Here is a 16706-nt window from a genome sequence, read left to right on the forward strand (position 1 = left end):
AGGATGCCGGCAGTCTGTGGCTGCGCGAATGGGGCTGTCTTGAAGGAAATCGTCAGCCACCTCCCTGGGGAAGACGACTGACGCGGCGCTGGCCATATGCGTAGCCACTGGCTAACTCACGCCACCACGGGAATCAGCGGGTCGGCCGCGGCCAGGGCGGTTTCGCGGATGGCGGCCGGTGGGTAGATCCACTGAGTGTTGATCTGCGTCTTCAGCTGCTTGCCTTCGGCGCCGGTCAGCACCACCTGGCGATCCCAGCCTTCGGTGTACAGCGCGCCCCATTGGCCGAGGTCCAGGCAGGTGACGTACTTGGGTTGGCTGTAAGGCATCGGCGCGACGCCGAGCAGGTCGGCGGCCGCATTGTTGCCGGCCGAGCGGCCCAGGGCGATGGCGTGCTGGCAGGTCATCAGGGCGTGATTGCCGAGGTCGTCGGTGGCTGCAAAGGCGGTATCGCCGGCGGCGTACAGGTTATTCAGGCCCACGACCTTGAGGTTGCGATCGACGTGCAGGCGGCCGTGGGCGTCGCGTTGGGCGGGCAGCTGTGCAGTCAGTGGCGAGGCGTGAACGCCGACCGTCCAGATCACCGTCAGGGCGTCGATGCGCTCGCCATCGGCGAGGGTGACGCCGCCTGCATCCACCGCGCTCACCGAACTGCCCAGGCGCCAGGTCACGCCCTGACGAGCGCTGGCTTCGGCGACCACCGGGGCGACCTGTGCGCCGAGGCTGGCGCCAATCTGCGTGCCTCGGTCGATCACCATCACGCGGATGTCGGCTCGCTCGCCGAGGATCGCCCGCAGCCGCGCTGGCATCTCGGTAGCGGTTTCGATGCCGGTGAAGCCGCCGCCGGCCACCACCACGGTATTGCGTGCTGGGCTGTCCGGCAGGTCGCGCAGACCAAAGAGGTGGCGTTCAAGGGCTTCGGCCTGTTCCAGGCTGTCAACGTCGAAGGCATGCTCGACGCCGCTCAGGGCAGGGCGGTTCACCTGGCTGCCGCTGGCCAGGATCAGACGGCTGTAGCTCACGCTGTGCTCGGCCTGGTCGGCGTCACGGTAGGTGAGGGTTTGCCCGTCGCTGTCGATTCCGGTGACCCAGCCCGGCACGAAGCGCACACCTACAACGGCGAACAGCGCGTCCAGCGGGGCACGCATCCGCGCCACATCCGCCTCGTAGAAGCGTGGGCGAACATGCAGGTTCGCCTGGGGCGCGACCACGCAGATTTCGATGTCGTCGCGTGCCTGCAAGTCGAGCTGGCGCGCCGCGCTCAGGGCGCTCCACAGGCCGGCGAAGCCGGTGCCGACGATCAGAATTCGTTGTTTCATCACAGAGTCCTCGAAAACGGTGACCTGCTCGCGGGTGACGATGCAGGCGGTCGCTACGACGTTAAGTGGTCATTAGCGGCTGACGAGGTGATTCTCTACTTGAAGTGGACCAGCGTATTGATCCATAAAGTGCTAAATGAATTGATCCAAGTGAGGCTATATGGCGGGCACACAAAAGGCGCCTCTGGTGGTGTCGCTCCCGCTCGGTGCACCGCAGCCGGGCGAAAGCCTGCAGCGCTGGCTGTACGCTTCGCTGCGTCAGGCGATTCTCAGTAATCGCCTGCCATCGGGCAGCCTGCTGCCCAGTACGCGGGCGCTGGCCGAGCACTACAGCCTCGCCCGTGGCACGGTGCAGGCTGCCTACCAGCAACTGCAATCGGAGGGTTACCTGGATACCGGCAGCGGTTACGGCACGCGGGTCAGCGCGGTGCTGCCGGATGTAACGTTAAACGCAGGCTACGTGCGGCGCCCCATCACGCCGCCTGCCGAGCAGCAGCGCGAGTCGCCGACCACTCGATGGGCGCAGCGCCTGGCCGCCGAGAAGCCGGTGTTCATGGGCGGCGCCGTGCAGCCTGGGTTGCGAGCGTTTTTCCCGCACCGCGGCGACGTGCTGGCGTTCCCCATCGACCTGTGGCGCAAGCTGCATACCGGGCATCTGCGCTCGTCACGCCTGCTGGATATGCTCGACGCCGACCCGGCGGGCCTGCCGGCGCTGCGCAGCGCCATCGCCCAGTACCTGTCGATCGCTCGCGGCGTGCAGGTGGGGGCCGAGCGCATCGTGATTCTTGGTAGCGTCCAGCAGGCGCTGGATTTGACCTTGCGGCTGGTGGTCGCTCCCGGCGAAAAGGTCTGGATGGAAGATCCTGGCTACCCCGGCGCGCGGCAACTGATGAACGCCAGCGGCGTGGCGATGGTCGACGTGCCGGTCGACCGCGACGGCCTGCAGGTCGAGGAGGGCATGCGCGTGGCAGCGGATGCGCGCATGGCCTACGTGACCCCGTCGCACCAGGCGCCCATGGGTGGCGAGCTGTCACCGGCGCGGCGGCTGGCGCTGTTGCGTTGGGCCAGCGAGCGTGGCAGCTACATCTTCGAAGACGACTACGACAGCGAATACCGCTTCGTCGCCAAACCCATTCCGGCACTGCGCAGCCTGGCCAATACCGATGCCTCGGTGATTCTCGCCGGCACCTTCAGCAAGCTGCTGTTTCCGTCCCTGCGCCTGGCTTACGTGGTGTTGCCGCCGCAACTGGTGGAGAGCTTCACGCGGCTGGTTTCGCTGACCGCGCGGCACGCCAACAGCCTGTCGCAGGCGGTGTTGGCCGATTTTATCGCCGAGGGCCATTTCGACCGTCACCTGCGCCGCATGCGCAAGCTCTATGCGGCGCGGGCCGAGGCCTTCGCCGATGCGGCGCAAAGGCACTGGCAAGGGCTGATCGACGTGCCGCCGATCCGTGCCGGGCTGGATGTAGTGTGTCGTTTGCAGGTGGGCGACGAAATGGACGCCAGGACGCGGCTGGCGCAAGAGGGCATCGACGTGATGCCCTTGCAACGCTATTGCGTGAAGCCGCAGGCGCCGGGGCTGGTGATGGGCTTCGCGCCCTATGCCGAGGAGGTCATCGAGCGCGCCGCGAAGGATGTAGCGCGGATTCTGCGCGGCCGCTGAAGCGGGTTCGGCGCGCGACGCTGATCACGGTGATGCAGATCATCGCCACCACACCGAGGATCAGCCGCGCGATCCACGGCGCCGTTAGCCCTGCCGCGGTGCAGCGGTGGAGCGCCCCGCAGCGCTCGCGGTTGAGGGCGAGCGCTTGGGATGGTTACTTGCGGCGCCATTGGCCCTGTTGCTGTATGTACTGCCCGGCGGGTGTCCTGTCGATGGCTTTCTGACCGGCGATGGTCTCCACGTCGGTCAGCTGGATGCCGTTCTGCTGGGCAAGCTTCTGGTACTCGGCGCGGCGCGCGGCGTTGATCAGCTTGGCGATCTCCTCGGCCTGCCCACCGGACTTGACCACGCCAAGGTAGCCGGTGGGCATCTCGCCAAGCTGGCCGCTGGCCTTGGCGTCGCCCAGGGCAGACATCGCCTCGTTGAGGCTGAGTGCATGGGCCGGCAGGCTCAGGCTGAGCAGCAACAGCAGGGCGGCGAAGGGTTTGATCAGACTCATGTGCGCTTCCTCAGAACAGTCCGCTGGATTCACTGAACATGCTGTCCAGCGCTTTATCCACCTTGATATAGATCTCGTGCTCGATCTTCACATTCAGGTTGATGTTGATCGGCTCGTTGGGCATCGCCAGTTGTACCGTCGGGGTACAGGCGACGGTCATTAGCCCCAGCAGCAGGGCGGTGATGCAACTACGCAAGCGCATGGCGCTTCTCCTCGTCAAGGCTCCTTGGGTGCGGTGTTGCGTTCCAGCATGCGTTGCTGCACGCGCCGCGTGATGATGTCGTTGACCCGGTTCGTCAGTTGCAGGCTGGCGAGCAGGCTGGGGATGTCCTCCTCCAGGTTGATGTTGAAGTGGATCGGCCGGCCATTCTCGATTGCCGGATTCTGGCCCTCCAGGCGCATGGCCAGGCGCAGTTGGCCGTGCTGATCATAGTCGACCGCGCTGTTGAGGGTGGTGAATCTGAAGTCCTCCAGGGATTGGGTCACCAGTTGCATGCCCGGGTTGCTGCGCCCCAGCGCCCTGATCCGCTCGGAGCTGAACTGCAGGCGCCCGCCGGGTTCACGCGCGGCAATATGCCCGCCGTCCACCTCGATACCGTTGGTGCCCAGGCGCAGCGGCAGGTCGCCATCCAGCGTACCGTCACCGGCCAGGCCTTCTGCCGGGTAGAGGGTGAAAAGCTGCTGGAGTTCCAGCCCGCGAATTCGGATAGGAAACAACTGATTACCGGCCGCCAGGTTCCACCGCCCCGGCGTGAGGGTGACGTGCCCGCCCATGAGCGCGGTCTGCGCCAGGTTCACCTCGAGCGTGCCCGCGTCTGCGCTGGCCAGCGCTGCGCTGTAACGGGCGCGCGCTTCGAGGGGGCCGATGGGCAGGCCGGGATTGGCCTGCTGGATTTTCAGCTGCGGGACGTACAGCTCGAAGCGCCGGCGGGCCAGCTGGAACTGCAGGCGGATGTCCATGCCGTTGAGTTCGGCGCGGTCATGGATGCCGCCCAGGCCCGTGCCAGTGAGGTTCAGGTCGACGCTCGGTGCGTCGCTGCCGGCGGCCAGGGCCAGGGCCAGGTTCGCGGTGGCGTTCAGGCGCCCGCTGTTGAGGTCGAGCAACTCCGGCCACTGCACCAGGGTTTTCGCCAGCGGGTTGCCGGAGCGCAGGAACAGCTCGCCGAGGGTCGCCTCGAGCTGCAGATTCTGGGCTGCGTCCAGGCGCGCAAGCAGGTCGAGTTGCAGGTCGCTGTCGTTGTTCAGCGTGCCACGCAGGCTGCCGGCCTGGTCGGCGGCGTCGAGCTCGGCCCGCAGACGCCAGCCCTGGGGCTTGAGGTTGGCCTGTTCCACGCGTGCGGCGCTGAGTTGCAGCGGGCCTTTGAGCTGCCAGTGCTGCACCGCGCCGGCCTGCAACTGCAGGTCGAGAGCGCTGCCAGCAAGGCCGAGCTGCAGCCGTTGTGCGCTGAGGGCGGCGCCTTGCACGGTGCCCGCCTGCAACTGCGAGCCCTGGCCGAAGGTCAGCGCCAGCGCAGCGCCATCGGCGTGGCCCGCGAGGCGCAGATCGCTGCGCAGATCGCCGAGTTGCCAGCTGCCCACGTCGGCCTTGGCAGTGCGGGTGGTCAATCGCGCGTCGGCGAACTGCACGGCCCAGGGTGCCGAACTGGCCGCGGCCAGGCGACCTTGGAGGTCCACCTGGGTGGCGCCACGCAATGCCAGGGTAAGCTTCAGCGGCAGGCTGCGCTCGGCCAGGTCGGCACGCAGGTCGCCCAACGGCGTATCGGCTTGTACCTGTAGCCGTACCGATTCGCTGCGCAATTGCGCTGGCACGGCGTTCAGCCAGTCGCCAGTCGGCTGCGTCAGTTGCAGGTCGGCCTCGATGCGCCGGGCGATCCAGCGTTGCCCCTCGTTGTGGGCTGCCAGTGCCAGCTGGCCCTGGACCTGGCCCAGGCCCGGGAATGGCCAGGGCTGTGGCAGGTTGCCTTGCAGGTCGAAGCGACCCGTGGCGGCCAGGAGGTTGTCGACACTCGCTGCGCGCTCCGGCAGGTTCAGGTGCCAGGAGCCCTGCAGGGCGGCTTCGCCCGGCGCTTCTGGCCATTGCGCGCCGGCCGGAACCGTCCAGGCGCTCAGCCAGGTCTGCAGAGCTGCCGCCTGGCTCAGGCGAGTGGCGTCGAGCTCGCCGCTCCAGGCCAGGCCATTCGCGTTGCGCGCCAGGCTGCTGGTGATGGTCACCTGGGGCTGCCGATCGACGGCCAGGGTCAGTAGCAGATCGATCGCGTCATCGCGCGGGTGCGCGGCGAGGCTGAGGTTTATCTGCTGCGCCTGGTGGTCGAGATCGAGCTGCAGCCGGGTGTGCTCGGCCTCGTCTCGTTGCAGGCTCAGGCGGCCGCTGGCACTGCACTGGCCGCGGGCGCAGGGCAGGGTGGCATCGAGGGCATGGATCGTCACGCTGCGCGGCAGCAGGCCTAGCGGGGCGGCCAGCCGTTGCGGGTCGAGATCGCTCGCAGGCGTGGCCGGCTCGGTCTGCTGGCTCACCGGCAGCCAACTGAGTGCCAGGCGGTCGATAGCCAGGTGCTGGAACAACGGCAGGCTGAAACCAGCATCGCGCCAGGCCAGCTGCAGGCCCTGGCCATGCAGCTCCAGCGTGCCGGCGCTGCTGCGCTGGGTCAGTTGCAGGCCATCGAGTCGCACGCCGGCAGCGGAGAGCGAAATGCCCTGCCAGTCGAGGTATTCGACGCCGTTGCGCTGCAACAGGTAGCGGCCACCCAGATAAAGGACGGCGATCAGGGCGACGAACAGCGTCACGACAACCGACAGTCGCAGCCAGGTGCGGCGGCTGGGCATGGGCATCATCCAATGGCGAGCGGATTGGCGACGTTAACCCGAAGCGGCAGGGGCTGCCAAACGGGCGTTCGTCGGAAGGGGCGATCACAGGTTAGTGTCGAAACGATGACATGAGCCTAATTGGTGCGCAGCTGGAAGCTCCGCCTGTCGCGGCGCGAGGCCGCGCAGAGGCTGGCTGCGCCCCGCAAAAGGGCATGCCGGGCGGCCTCTCGACGGACTTGTGCACAATCGAGATGCAGCTTGTCAAGCAGCATATTGCCGCTTGCGTAAATCCCGTGATTGTCGTATGAGTGATTTTAAGTGCATGAAAAATATGGATTTTTTCAATGTGGCGAAAAAATAGCCAGTTTGACCGGGGCCCCCATATCATCGGCGTTGGGAGGCCTTTCGCCCACGATATGCACACAGTTATCCACAGCTTCTGTGGATTGTCGCAAGCAGCTCAGCTGGCAGTAGGGCGGGCTTTACCTGGAAACAAAAAAGAGTAGAGTGGCGCGCCTGTCCATCGCCCGCTTTTTTCTTATGCCCCGCGTGTTACCCCATTGTGAACTGCACTCGCTTCCTGTCCGTGCCCAGGTCCCTGTTCGTGTCGCTGCCTGGCTATTGGACAGCCCGCGCATTGGCCATACCGACAGTGTGAAACGCTTCGCTGGCCGCTTGCTCAAGCAGCCGGCGCGCCAGGGCGTGGTGCAGGCCCAGAGCCGCCTCGGCCAGATGCTCTGCCGAGACTGCGGCAATGCCCGGGACCGGCGTATCGGCGTCGAGCTGCTGCGCCAGGCGGCACGTGCCGGCGACGGCGCCGCCCAGCTGGAACTGGGTCGCCTCTATTGCCAGCCACGCACTCTCGAGCCCGAGCAGGCCAGGCACTGGCTGGAGCTGGCGGCGCTGCAGGGGCACGCTGAAGCGCGAGACTTGCTGGGGCGGCTCTAGCCTGCGCGGTATACTGCGCGGCAGTCTTGCCTGGATGCTCGTATGCCCTTCGATCTCGTTTCGCTGCTGCCGGCCTTTATGGTCGGCGCGCTCGTCGCTGCCGTTCCTTTATGGCTGCGTGCCGTCGCCCTGTCGCGCCAGGCCGAGGAGATGCGCCTGCAGTCCGGGCTTGCCCAGGAGCGCATGAATGCCGCCCAGCTGGCTCAGGCGGGCCTGAGTGCGCAGCTGGACAGTTGTCGCGACGAGCTGGCCGACATTCTCGAGATCAAGGCAGACCAGCAGGCCGAACTCGCCGCGCTGCGTCGGGAAACGCACCTGCTGCAAAACGACCTGCAGCTGGCGCGTGAAGACATTAAGGACGGCCAGACCCTGCGTGAGCAGCGCGAAGCCGAGTTGCGTCGCCTGGACAGCGAGCGAGCCGGGCTGGCCGCCGAGCTGCACGAGCAACAGGAACACCATCAGCAGCGCCTCGAAGACCTGCAGGGCGCCCGTGATGCCTTGCGGGCGCAGTTCGCCGAGCTGGCCGGGAAGATATTCGATGAGCGCGAGCAGCGTTTCTCGGAAACCAGTCAGCAGCGTCTCGGACAATTGCTCGACCCGCTCAAGGAGCGCATTCAGTCCTTCGAGAAACGGGTCGAGGAAAGTTACCAGCAGGAGGCACGCGAACGCTTTTCACTGGGCAAGGAACTGGAGCGCCTGCAGGGGCTCAATCAGCGCCTGAGCGAGGAGGCGATGAACCTGACCCAGGCGCTCAAGGGGCAGAAAACCCAGGGCAACTGGGGCGAACTGGTGCTCGAGCGCGTGCTGGAGCACGCCGGGCTGCAGAAGGGGCGCGAGTACCACACTCAGGTCAGCCTGAAGAGCGCCGACGGCGAGCGTTTTCAGCCGGACGTGCTGATCCAGCTGCCGGGTGAGAAGCAGGTGGTGGTCGATGCCAAGGTCAGCCTGACCGCCTACCAGCAATGCGTGGCGGCCACTGACGAGCCGACGCGGCAACTGGCCCTGAAGCAGCACGTGCTGTCCCTGCGCAGCCACCTCAAGGGGCTGTCGCTCAAGGATTACCAGCACCTCGACGGGCTGCACAGCCTGGATTTCGTGCTGCTCTTCGTGCCCATCGAGGCAGCGTTCGCAGCCGCCCTGCAGGCCGATCCGGGCCTGTTTCAGGAAGCCTTCGACCAGCACATCGTGATCGTCAGCCCGACCACGCTGCTGGCCACGCTGCGGGTCATCGACAGCCTCTGGCGCCAGGAGCGGCAAAGCCAGAACGCCCGGGAAATTGCCGAGCGGGCCGGTGCGCTGTACGACAAGTTCGTGGCGTTCATCCAGGACCTGGACGAAGTGGGCATGCGTCTGCAGCAGCTCGACAAGGCGTATGCCGGAGCGCGCAACAAGCTGGTCGACGGTCGCGGCAACCTGATCAGCCGGGCCGAAAACATCAAGCTGCTCGGCGCCCGGGCCAGCAAGAGCCTGCCTCCCGAGCTGCTCGAGCGAGCCGCCGGCCTGCCGCTGGATGAACCACTGGACGACTGACTCATGCCTGAAACATCCACTGCCAGGGTGATTTGACCTGCGGGCTGGACGTGTCCGAAAATTTGGCTATCTTGTCGGTTGTCATACTTCTAGATGGTGTGGCAACTATGCCTGGCTGAATGCTCGCCGAGCTATGTGCTTTGAGCGAATTTCAGTCTATTCAACAGATTGGCCATAACAAGGATAAGAATATGCCGCTCATCGAGCGCTTCACCGCGCCAGCAGCACCTCGCGCCTGGCAAGCAAAAAAGTATGTTGTCGTACCGCTTGCCTTGTTGTTCAGCGCTTCTGCGCTGGCACTGGATGCCCCGCAAAAGGTTCAGGTCCCGACCCTGGCTTATGACGACAGCCAGATCATTCTGGTGTGGGAGAAGCCGGAAAACACCGCGGGCATCGTCGATTATCACGTGTACATGGACGGCAAGCGGCTCGGTGGCGCCAGCGCCAACAACGACCGGCACTCGCCGGCCAAGCCGTATATCGACCAGTTCTACAAAGACGATACGGCGAACTTCCACCACCGTATTTCCCTTCACAATTACACCGTCGATGGCCTGAAGCCCGAGACCGAATACCGCTTCACCGTGCGTTCGGTGGACGCCAAAGGCCAGGAGTCCGCCGACAGCCCGCTGCTGGTGCAGCGAACCACGGCGGTGCCCGAGGTGTTCAACGTCGAGGAGCAGGGCGCCAAGGGCGACGGCAAGACGCTCAACACCGCCGCCATCCAGAAAGCCATCGACGCCTGTTCGCTGAACTGCACGGTGCTGATTCCCGCTGGCGTGTTCAAGACCGGCGCGCTGTACCTCAAGAGCAACATGACCCTGGAAATCGCCGAGGGCGCGACGTTGCTTGGCTCGGAACGCGCCGAGGATTACCCGCTGGAGGGTTACATTCAGTACCCGTACTCGACCATGGTGCGCCCGGCGTCGCTGATCAACGCGCTGCCGCGTGACCCACGCCAGCACCAGTCGTTCGAGAACATCCGCATCGTCGGCAAGGGCACCATCGACGGCAACGGCTGGAAGCGCAACGACGACAGCCAGGACGAACTGGGCAATCCGCTGCCGTTCTATCGGGCCAGCGACAACACCCGTTATATGCAAGACGGCATCCTCGCCAGGGATCAGGTCGAGAAGGCGGTGGCGCGCGGCATCATCGTCAAGGACGCGTACGGGCAGATGCGCTCGTCACTGATGACCCTGCGCAACGTCAAGAACGTGTTCTACGGCGGCTTTACCGTACTCAACCCGGCCTACCACGGCATCATGAACCTGGAGACCGAGAACGTGGTGATGGCCAATACCGTGCACAAGACCTACGACGCGAATAACGGCGATGGCATCGAGTTCGCCAACAGCAAGGGCGCCATGGTCTTCAACAACTTCTTCGACACCGGCGACGATTGCGTCAACTTCGCTTCGGGCACGGGCGCCGATGCGACCAGGCAGCCGCCTCAGGAAGATGCCTGGATCTTCAACAACTACTTCCGCCGCGGCCACGGCATGGTGGTTGCCGGCAGCCACACTGGCGGCTGGATCCAGAACATTCTTGCCGAAGACAATGTGTCCGATGGCACCGACACCGGCCTGCGCATGAAAAGCACCAATTTCATGGGCGGCGGCGCGCGCAATGTCATCTTTCGCGACTCGGCGATCCGCAACACGGTCAAGCAGGGGGTGATCATGACCCTCGATTACCACGACCCCAACGCCATTCTCGACTACAAACGCTCGACCGTGCCGGGCCAGTTCCGTGATATCCGCGTGGCCAATGTGACGGTGGAGGATGCTGCCGGCGCGGCGATTCAGGTCAAGGGCGACAGTGCCCACGATGCCTACCACGAGAACGTCGCCTTCGAGCAGGTGCGCTTCAAGGGTAAGGCCAAGGCGCAGATCGACGGGCTGCGCAACGCCAGCTTCACCGATGTGAGCTTCGTTGGTAGCGACGGCAACCCCTGGGACATCAAGGGTAGCGAGGGGCTGAGTTTCGACCGTGTCGAGCCGCAGCCAAAGCAGTAGCGGTAAACAGCTGGCGCGGGTGGCTCAGTCGTCCCGCGTCAGCACTTCGAGCAATTCGATTTCGAAAGTCAGGTCCGAGTTGGGCGTAATGTGTGCGCCCATCTGCCGCTCGCCGTAGGCCAGGTGCGCGGGCACGAACAGGCGCCGCTTGCCGCCCACCTGCATGCCGATGATGCCCTGATCCCAGCCCTTGATCACGCGACCGGTGCCGATCACGCACTGGAACGGCTTGCCGCGCGAGTGGGACGAGTCGAACTCGGTGCCGTCTTGCAGCCAGCCGCGGTAGTGAGTGGTGATCAAGGCGCCCTTGACCGCGGCCTTGCCGTCACCCACTTGCAGATCTTCTATGCGCAGTTCATCACTCATGTTGCCGGTCCGGTCAGTTGTCGAGGGCTTGCGTTTTCGCAAGAAACGCGGCGATTTGCAACCGTCGAACGCCTGTAAAGGCGTGTAATCCGTTCACGACCGAGTGAGGCGTAATTCAACCGTGAGGCGATGGCAGCAATGTGGTGGTCCAGGCAGGAATTCAGACTTGTAGGATGGGTGAAACCCATCAATGGCCGATGGGTCTCACCCATCCTACGAAACTGCGCGCGAGTAGAGGGAGTAGTCCGCTCATGATCGTATGAGGCGTAATTCAAACGAGAGGCCATGGTCGAGATACAAGGGTGGACAACGTTTTATCCGTCCACCGCTCTGCAATCGCAATGGTGGATGAGAAGAGTGTCATCCACCCTGCCAGATGCACGTCCGCTTACGCCTTACACCCGCGGCAGGTGCCGGCTGATCAGTGCGCGCAAGGCGGCCGGCTTCACCGGTTTGGGCAGGAACGCCAGGCCGGCGGCGTGCACCTGGGCGATCAGCTCCGGGCGGCCGTCGGCGCTGATCACCACGCCGGGCACCGGCTCACCCAGACGGGTGCGCAGCCAGGCCATCAGCTCGGTGCCGGTGTCGCCTTCGTCGAGGTGGTAGTCGACCAGCGCCAGGTGTGGTCGCACGTCGCCATCGAGCAGTGCTTCGCACTCGGCACGGTTGCGCGCCGACCACACCTGGCAGCCCCAGCGCGACAGCAGGCTGTGCATGCCGGTGAGGATGCTTTCCTCATTGTCGATGCACAGCACCTGGGTGCCGGTCAGCAACTGGCCGCTGCCTTCCAGGCGCGGGCGTGGCACGACTGCGGTCTGGCTGCGGGCAATCGGCACGGTGACGCTGAACACGCTGCCCTTGCCGGGCCAGGAGCGCACTTCCAGACTGTGGCCCAGCACGCGGCAGAGCCCGTCGGCGATTGCCAACCCCAGCCCCAGGCCTTTTTCGGCGCGGGTCTGGTGGCTGTCCAGGCGCTTGAATTCCTCGAAGATGGTCTGGCGCTTGTCCTCGGGAATGCCGGGCCCGCGATCCCACACTTCCAGGCGCAGGTGCCCACCCTGGCGGCGTACGCCCAGCAGCACACGCCCCTTTGCATAGCGGAAGGCGTTGGTCAGGAAGTTTTGCAGCACACGGCGCAACAGCTTGCTGTCGCTGTCCACCTGCAGCCTGCTGCCGCGCAGATGGAAGTCGACGCCGCATTCGGCCGCCAGCACGGTGAACTCGGTACCCAGGGTGTCGAACAGGTTGTTGAGCACGAAGGGGTTGCGGTCCGGGGTGATGCGGCCATTCTCCAGGCGCGAGATGTCCAGCAGGTCGCTGATCAGGTCCTCGGCCGAGCGCAGCGAGCTGTCGAGGTGGCGCACCAGTTCCTGGGCTTCGCGCGGCAGGGCGTCTTCCTGGTGTGAGAGGGCGGCGGAGAACAGGCGTGCGGCGTTCAGCGGCTGCATCAGGTCATGGCTGACCGCGGCGAGAAAGCGCGTTTTCGAGGCGTTGGCCGCTTCGGCAACGCCAGTGGCGGCGGTGAGTGCCTGGTTGAGCTGCGACAGCTCGAAGGTGCGCTCGGCCACCCGTTGCTCCAGCCCTTCGTTGGCGGCCTTGAGGGCGCGTTCGGCCTCGCGGAATTCGGTGATGTCGGTGAAGCTCATGACGAAGCCTCCACCCGGCATCGGGTTGCCGATCAGTTCGATGACCCGGCCGTTGGGGAACACCCGCTCGTAACTGTGGGCCGTGCCCTGGCGCATCCAGTACAGGCGTTTGGCGACGCTTTCCTCGACATCGCTGCTGCCGAGCATGCCGCGCTCGGCGTTGAAACGGATGATCTCGGCAATCGGCCGGCCGACGCAGATCAACCCGTCCGGGTACTCGAAAATTTCCAGGTAACGGTGGTTCCAGGCCACCAGGCGCAACGACTGGTCGACCACGCTGACGCCCTGGCTGATGTTCTCGATGGCGCCCTGCAGCAGGGCGCGGTTGAAATGCAGCATCTCGCTGGCTTCGTCGACGATGCGCACCACATCCTCGACCTGCATGTCGCGGCCTTCGATGGCTGCCTTGACCACTGCGCGGGTCGATGAAGCGCCGAGCACGCCGGCCAGCAGCCGTTCGGTGTGGGCGATCCATTCGCTGTTGGCCGGTTGCGCCGAGTTGAAGACCTTGCCCTGGCGCGCGGCAAAACGGCTGAAACTGTGCTGCGCGCGCTCTTCACCGACGAAACGGCCCGCCAGCAGCAGCAGGTCGTTGACCTGCACCGCCAGCGCGGTGCGCCCGCCGGGCTTGTTGCCGAAGTCGTGGTTGACGAAGCGCCCGGCCTGCCAGTGTTCGGACACCCGAGTGCGCGAGAACGACGATACCCAGGCGAACAGCGTCAGGTTGCCAGCCAGCGACAGCACTACGCCGCGGGTCAGGGCATCCACTTCAAAGCCGATGGGTGCGTACAGCAGGGTGCGCAGGCCGGGGAAGATATCCAGCGGCCAGCCCAGGCCGCGTGCCAGCACCGGCAGCACCAGGGTGTAGACCCACAGCGCGGCACCGGTCATCAGCCCGGCGAACACGCCGCGTCGGTTGGCCTGCTTCCACACCAGCGCGCCGAACATGGCCGGTGCCAGCTGGCCGATGGCGGCGAAGGAAATCTGCCCGATGGTCGCCAGGCTGGCGTTGCTGCCCAGCAGGCGGTAGCACACGTAGGCCAGCAGCAGGATCAATACGATGCTGACCCGGCGCGCGGTGAGCATCCAGTGGCGGAACGCCTCGAAGGGCCGCTCGGTGCTTTTGCGGTGCAGCAGCCAGGGCAGCAGCATGTCGTTGGAAATCATCGTCGACAGTGCCACCGAGGCGACGATCACCATGCCGGTGGCCGCCGATGCGCCGCCGATAAAGGCCAGCAGGGCCAGGGCCGGATGAGCTTCGGCCAGTGGCAGGCTGATCACGAAGGAGTCCGGGCTGACGCCGCCGGGCAACAGCATCTGCCCGGCCAGGGCGATGGGAATCACGAACAGCGCGGCAAGCAGCAGGTACAGCGGAAATACCCAGCGTGCCAGGCGCAGGTCGCGCGGTTCGGTGTTCTCCACCACGGTGACGTGGAACTGGCGGGGCAGGCAGATGATGGCGATCATCGCCATGCCGGTCTGCACCAGCATCGCCGGCCAGTTCACCGCCACCGCCCAGTAGTCCTCCAGCTCGGTGTTGCGCTGCGCCTGGCTGAGCAGGTCGCCGAAGCCGTTGTACAGGCCGTAGGTGACGAAGGCGCCCACCGCAAAGAACGCCAGCAGTTTGACCAGTGATTCGAAGGCGATGGCCAGTACCATGCCGCGGTGGTGTTCGGTGACGTCCAGGTTGCGCGTACCGAACAGAATGGTGAACAGGGCCAGGATCAGCGACACCACCAGGGCGGTGTCCTGGGCGCGGGTGCCGTCGGGATCGGTTTCCGAGCCGATCAGCAGGTTGACGCCAAGCACGATGCCCTTGAGCTGCAGGGCGATATAGGGCAGCACGCCGACCAGGCAGATCAGCGCGACGACGATGGCCAGCGATTGGGATTTGCCGTAGCGCGCGGCGATGAAGTCGGCAATCGAGGTGATGTTTTCCTGCTTGCTGATCAGCACCATCTTCTCGATCACCCAGGGGGCGAACAGCAGAAGCAGCATCGGACCCAAGTAGATCGGCAAGAACGACCACAGCTGTTCGGCAGCCTGGCCGACCGCGCCGAAGAAGGTCCAACTGGTGCAGTACACGGCCAGCGACAGGCTGTAGACCCAGGCGCGCACGCGCGGCGGCAATGGCTTGCGCCGGCGGTCGCCGTAAAAGGCGATGGCGAACAGAACGGCCATGTAGAGCAGGGCGACCGCCGCGATTAGCCAGCTGGACAGCGACATGCAGACTCCGGGGGAAAACTTAGGGGGCTTGCCTGGGTCGTATCTTGGCACGCACTCGTGCACCTGAGCGTGCATCCGTCGAGGGGCAGCGAAGATACCGCAGTAGTGTCGCAGCAAAGCGCCGCAACGTCAGGCGCGACCATGGTCGCACAGGCACCACGGCAAGGAATGCGGCACGCTGTTGCAATAGGGTTGATGGCAGACAGGCCCGGCGTTCGGTGCGAAACTGACGGGCCTTCGCCGGTGTTCGTGGAGAGAATCAATGTTCAAGCCGCAGTTGATCACGCTGCAACGTGGCGCCCTGCGCATCGAGCCGTTGCTCGATGGCGACATCCCGGCCCTGGTGACCCTGGCCGAAGCCAATCGCCAGGAGCTGACCTACATGAGCGGTACCCAGCGCCTGGACTGGTACCGTCAGGCCCTGCACGAACAGCGCGAGGACCGGGCGCTGCCGTTCGTGATTCGCCTTGGCGAGCAGTTGGTCGGCACCACCCGTTTCGCCGACTTCATGCCGACCCTGCCGGCCGTGGAGATCGGTTGGACCTGGCTAGACGCCAGCCAGCACGGCACCGGCCTGAACAGCATGATCAAGTACCTGATGCTGCGCCACGCCTTCGAAAACTGGCAGATGGTGCGCGTTCAGCTGAAAACCGCCGGCAGCAACCTGCGCTCGCAGCGCGCCATCGAGAAGCTCGGCGCGATCCGCGAAGGCCTGCTGCGCAATCACCGTCGCCTGGCCGACGGGCGCCTCGACGACACGGTGATCTACAGCATCACCGACCAGGAGTGGCCGGTGGTCAAGGCCGGGCTGGAGGCACGCTTCGGCGTCTGAACATGCAGCTGGGAGATCGCGAACAGGCCCGTTTCAGTTCCTGCGCCGAGGTGGGTGGCGTGGAACTGCTGACCGCGCGGTTCGTCGAGCACCGCTTCGCGCCCCACGTGCACCAGAGCTACGCCATTGCGGTGGTCGAAGCCGGCGCGGAGCGATATCGCTACCGCGGCGAGGAGCATGTAGTGAGTGCCGGTCACCTGGCCCTGCTCAATCCCGACGAGGTGCACACCGGCCACAAGGCTAGCGACGAAGGCTGGCGCTACCGGGTGTTCTACCCGGAACCCCAGCAATTCCAGGCCCTGCTCGAAGAGCTGGAGTTGCCGGCCGGCGTACCGGCGTTGCGTGGCAGTGTGCACCGTGACGAGCACCTGGTGCCTGCGCTGCTCGACCTGCATCGGCAGTTGCAGGATCCACTGGTCAACGTGCTGCAGCGTCAGACGCGCTGGCGCGAGGTGATGCTGCACCTGTTGCAGCGCCATGCGCAGACAGCGGTGAGCGTGACCGCTGGCAGCGAGCCGCTGGCCGTCAGCCGTGCCAAGGAGCTGCTGGCTGCGCGCCTGACTGAGCCGCCATCGCTGGAAGAGCTGGCCATGGCGGTCAATCTTTCACCGTTTCATTTCGCCCGGGTGTTCCGCCGCGCCACCGGCCTGCCGCCCCACGCCTGGCTGCAGCAGCGCCGCCTGGAGCAGGCGAGGGCGCTGCTGCGCGAGGGTTGCGCACCGCTGAGCGTGGCGTTGCAACTGGGCTTCGCCGACCAGAGCCACCTGACGCGGCAGTTCAAGCAGGTGTATGGCGTGGGCCCCGGCGAGTACCGCAAGGCCTGCCATCACAGCCCCGTAGCCTGTGGTTGAGCG

At 65.4% G+C, this 16706-nt stretch carries 12 protein-coding genes; 6 read left to right on the forward strand and 6 right to left on the reverse strand.

What is annotated here, in order from left to right:
* Positions 1 to 116 precede the first annotated feature (116 nt).
* Positions 117 to 1319, reverse strand: a complete 1203-nt coding sequence (locus tag ACZ0AV_RS20660; protein ID WP_499152753.1) for an NAD(P)/FAD-dependent oxidoreductase — start codon at positions 1317 to 1319, stop codon at positions 117 to 119.
* Positions 1320 to 1479: 160 nt separating this feature from the next.
* Here ACZ0AV_RS20660 and pdxR point away from each other — a divergent pair, with 160 nt between their 5' ends.
* The gene (pdxR, locus tag ACZ0AV_RS20665; RefSeq protein ID WP_499152754.1) at positions 1480 to 2982 is read left to right on the forward strand and encodes a MocR-like pyridoxine biosynthesis transcription factor PdxR; all 1503 of its coding nucleotides are present in this window, start codon (positions 1480 to 1482) and stop codon (positions 2980 to 2982) included.
* 154 nt (positions 2983 to 3136) lie between these two features.
* Here pdxR and ACZ0AV_RS20670 read toward each other — a convergent pair whose 3' ends face one another.
* The 3 genes from ACZ0AV_RS20670 to ACZ0AV_RS20680 are packed head-to-tail and all read right to left on the reverse strand — an operon-like array spanning position 3137 to position 6304.
* Positions 3137 to 3481 (reverse strand): YdbL family probable chaperone protein, encoded by a 345-nt coding sequence (locus ACZ0AV_RS20670; RefSeq protein ID WP_499152755.1) that lies wholly within the window; start codon positions 3479 to 3481, stop codon positions 3137 to 3139.
* A 10-nt stretch (positions 3482 to 3491) separates the two neighbouring features.
* The gene (locus ACZ0AV_RS20675) at positions 3492 to 3683 is read right to left on the reverse strand and encodes a YnbE family lipoprotein (RefSeq protein WP_499152756.1); all 192 of its coding nucleotides are present in this window, start codon (positions 3681 to 3683) and stop codon (positions 3492 to 3494) included.
* A 14-nt stretch (positions 3684 to 3697) separates the two neighbouring features.
* The gene (locus ACZ0AV_RS20680) at positions 3698 to 6304 is read right to left on the reverse strand and encodes an intermembrane phospholipid transport YdbH family protein (protein WP_499152757.1); all 2607 of its coding nucleotides are present in this window, start codon (positions 6302 to 6304) and stop codon (positions 3698 to 3700) included.
* A 522-nt stretch (positions 6305 to 6826) separates the two neighbouring features.
* Between ACZ0AV_RS20680 and ACZ0AV_RS20685 the strand changes: the two genes are divergently transcribed.
* From ACZ0AV_RS20685 to ACZ0AV_RS20695, 3 genes are all read left to right on the forward strand, one after another.
* Positions 6827 to 7234 carry a tetratricopeptide repeat protein gene (locus tag ACZ0AV_RS20685; protein ID WP_499152758.1) on the forward strand — a complete coding sequence of 136 codons (408 nt, stop codon included), beginning with the start codon at positions 6827 to 6829 and terminating at the stop codon, positions 7232 to 7234.
* Positions 7235 to 7384: 150 nt separating this feature from the next.
* Positions 7385 to 8764 carry a DNA recombination protein RmuC gene (locus ACZ0AV_RS20690; protein ID WP_499153419.1) on the forward strand — a complete coding sequence of 460 codons (1380 nt, stop codon included), beginning with the start codon at positions 7385 to 7387 and terminating at the stop codon, positions 8762 to 8764.
* A gap of 191 nt (positions 8765 to 8955) precedes the next feature.
* A complete protein-coding gene (locus ACZ0AV_RS20695; protein ID WP_499152759.1) occupies positions 8956 to 10782 on the forward strand; it encodes a glycosyl hydrolase family 28 protein in 1827 nt (608 codons plus the stop codon).
* Between the two features lie 24 nt (positions 10783 to 10806).
* Here the strand turns inward: ACZ0AV_RS20695 and ACZ0AV_RS20700 are convergent, their stop codons facing one another.
* Together ACZ0AV_RS20700 and ACZ0AV_RS20705 are read right to left on the reverse strand one after the other, a co-directional pair.
* Complete coding sequence (locus ACZ0AV_RS20700; RefSeq protein ID WP_499152760.1) at positions 10807 to 11148, reverse strand: FKBP-type peptidyl-prolyl cis-trans isomerase; 342 nt, start codon at positions 11146 to 11148, stop codon at positions 10807 to 10809.
* 395 nt (positions 11149 to 11543) lie between these two features.
* Positions 11544 to 15020, reverse strand: a complete 3477-nt coding sequence (locus ACZ0AV_RS20705; protein WP_499152761.1) for a hybrid sensor histidine kinase/response regulator — start codon at positions 15018 to 15020, stop codon at positions 11544 to 11546.
* A 262-nt stretch (positions 15021 to 15282) separates the two neighbouring features.
* Between ACZ0AV_RS20705 and ACZ0AV_RS20710 the strand changes: the two genes are divergently transcribed.
* Both ACZ0AV_RS20710 and ACZ0AV_RS20715 read left to right on the forward strand, forming a co-directional pair.
* Positions 15283 to 15852, forward strand: coding sequence for a GNAT family N-acetyltransferase (locus ACZ0AV_RS20710; protein WP_499152762.1), 570 nt, complete (start codon positions 15283 to 15285; stop codon positions 15850 to 15852).
* 2 nt (positions 15853 to 15854) lie between these two features.
* Entirely contained in the window at positions 15855 to 16703 is an 849-nt protein-coding gene (locus tag ACZ0AV_RS20715) for an AraC family transcriptional regulator (RefSeq protein WP_499152763.1), read from the forward strand.
* Positions 16704 to 16706 lie beyond the last annotated feature (3 nt).

It is taken from the genome of Pseudomonas sp. AC532 (genome assembly GCF_979258965.1).

Excerpts from the sequence above, each read along its gene's own strand:
- ACZ0AV_RS20695 (WP_499152759.1), top strand. The coding sequence starts at position 8,956 with ATGCCGCTCATCGAGCGCTTCACCGCGCCAGCAGCACCTCGCGCCTGG.
- ACZ0AV_RS20710 (WP_499152762.1), top strand. The coding sequence starts at position 15,283 with ATGTTCAAGCCGCAGTTGATCACGCTGCAACGTGGCGCCCTGCGCATC.
- ACZ0AV_RS20685 (WP_499152758.1), top strand. The coding sequence starts at position 6,827 with ATGCCCCGCGTGTTACCCCATTGTGAACTGCACTCGCTTCCTGTCCGT.
- ACZ0AV_RS20705 (WP_499152761.1), bottom strand. The coding sequence starts at position 15,020 with ATGTCGCTGTCCAGCTGGCTAATCGCGGCGGTCGCCCTGCTCTACATG.
- ACZ0AV_RS20660 (WP_499152753.1), bottom strand. The coding sequence starts at position 1,319 with ATGAAACAACGAATTCTGATCGTCGGCACCGGCTTCGCCGGCCTGTGG.
- ACZ0AV_RS20670 (WP_499152755.1), bottom strand. The coding sequence starts at position 3,481 with ATGAGTCTGATCAAACCCTTCGCCGCCCTGCTGTTGCTGCTCAGCCTG.
- ACZ0AV_RS20715 (WP_499152763.1), top strand. The coding sequence starts at position 15,855 with ATGCAGCTGGGAGATCGCGAACAGGCCCGTTTCAGTTCCTGCGCCGAG.
- pdxR (WP_499152754.1), top strand. The coding sequence starts at position 1,480 with ATGGCGGGCACACAAAAGGCGCCTCTGGTGGTGTCGCTCCCGCTCGGT.
- ACZ0AV_RS20675 (WP_499152756.1), bottom strand. The coding sequence starts at position 3,683 with ATGCGCTTGCGTAGTTGCATCACCGCCCTGCTGCTGGGGCTAATGACC.
- ACZ0AV_RS20690 (WP_499153419.1), top strand. The coding sequence starts at position 7,385 with ATGCGCCTGCAGTCCGGGCTTGCCCAGGAGCGCATGAATGCCGCCCAG.
- ACZ0AV_RS20700 (WP_499152760.1), bottom strand. The coding sequence starts at position 11,148 with ATGAGTGATGAACTGCGCATAGAAGATCTGCAAGTGGGTGACGGCAAG.
- ACZ0AV_RS20680 (WP_499152757.1), bottom strand. The coding sequence starts at position 6,304 with ATGCCCAGCCGCCGCACCTGGCTGCGACTGTCGGTTGTCGTGACGCTG.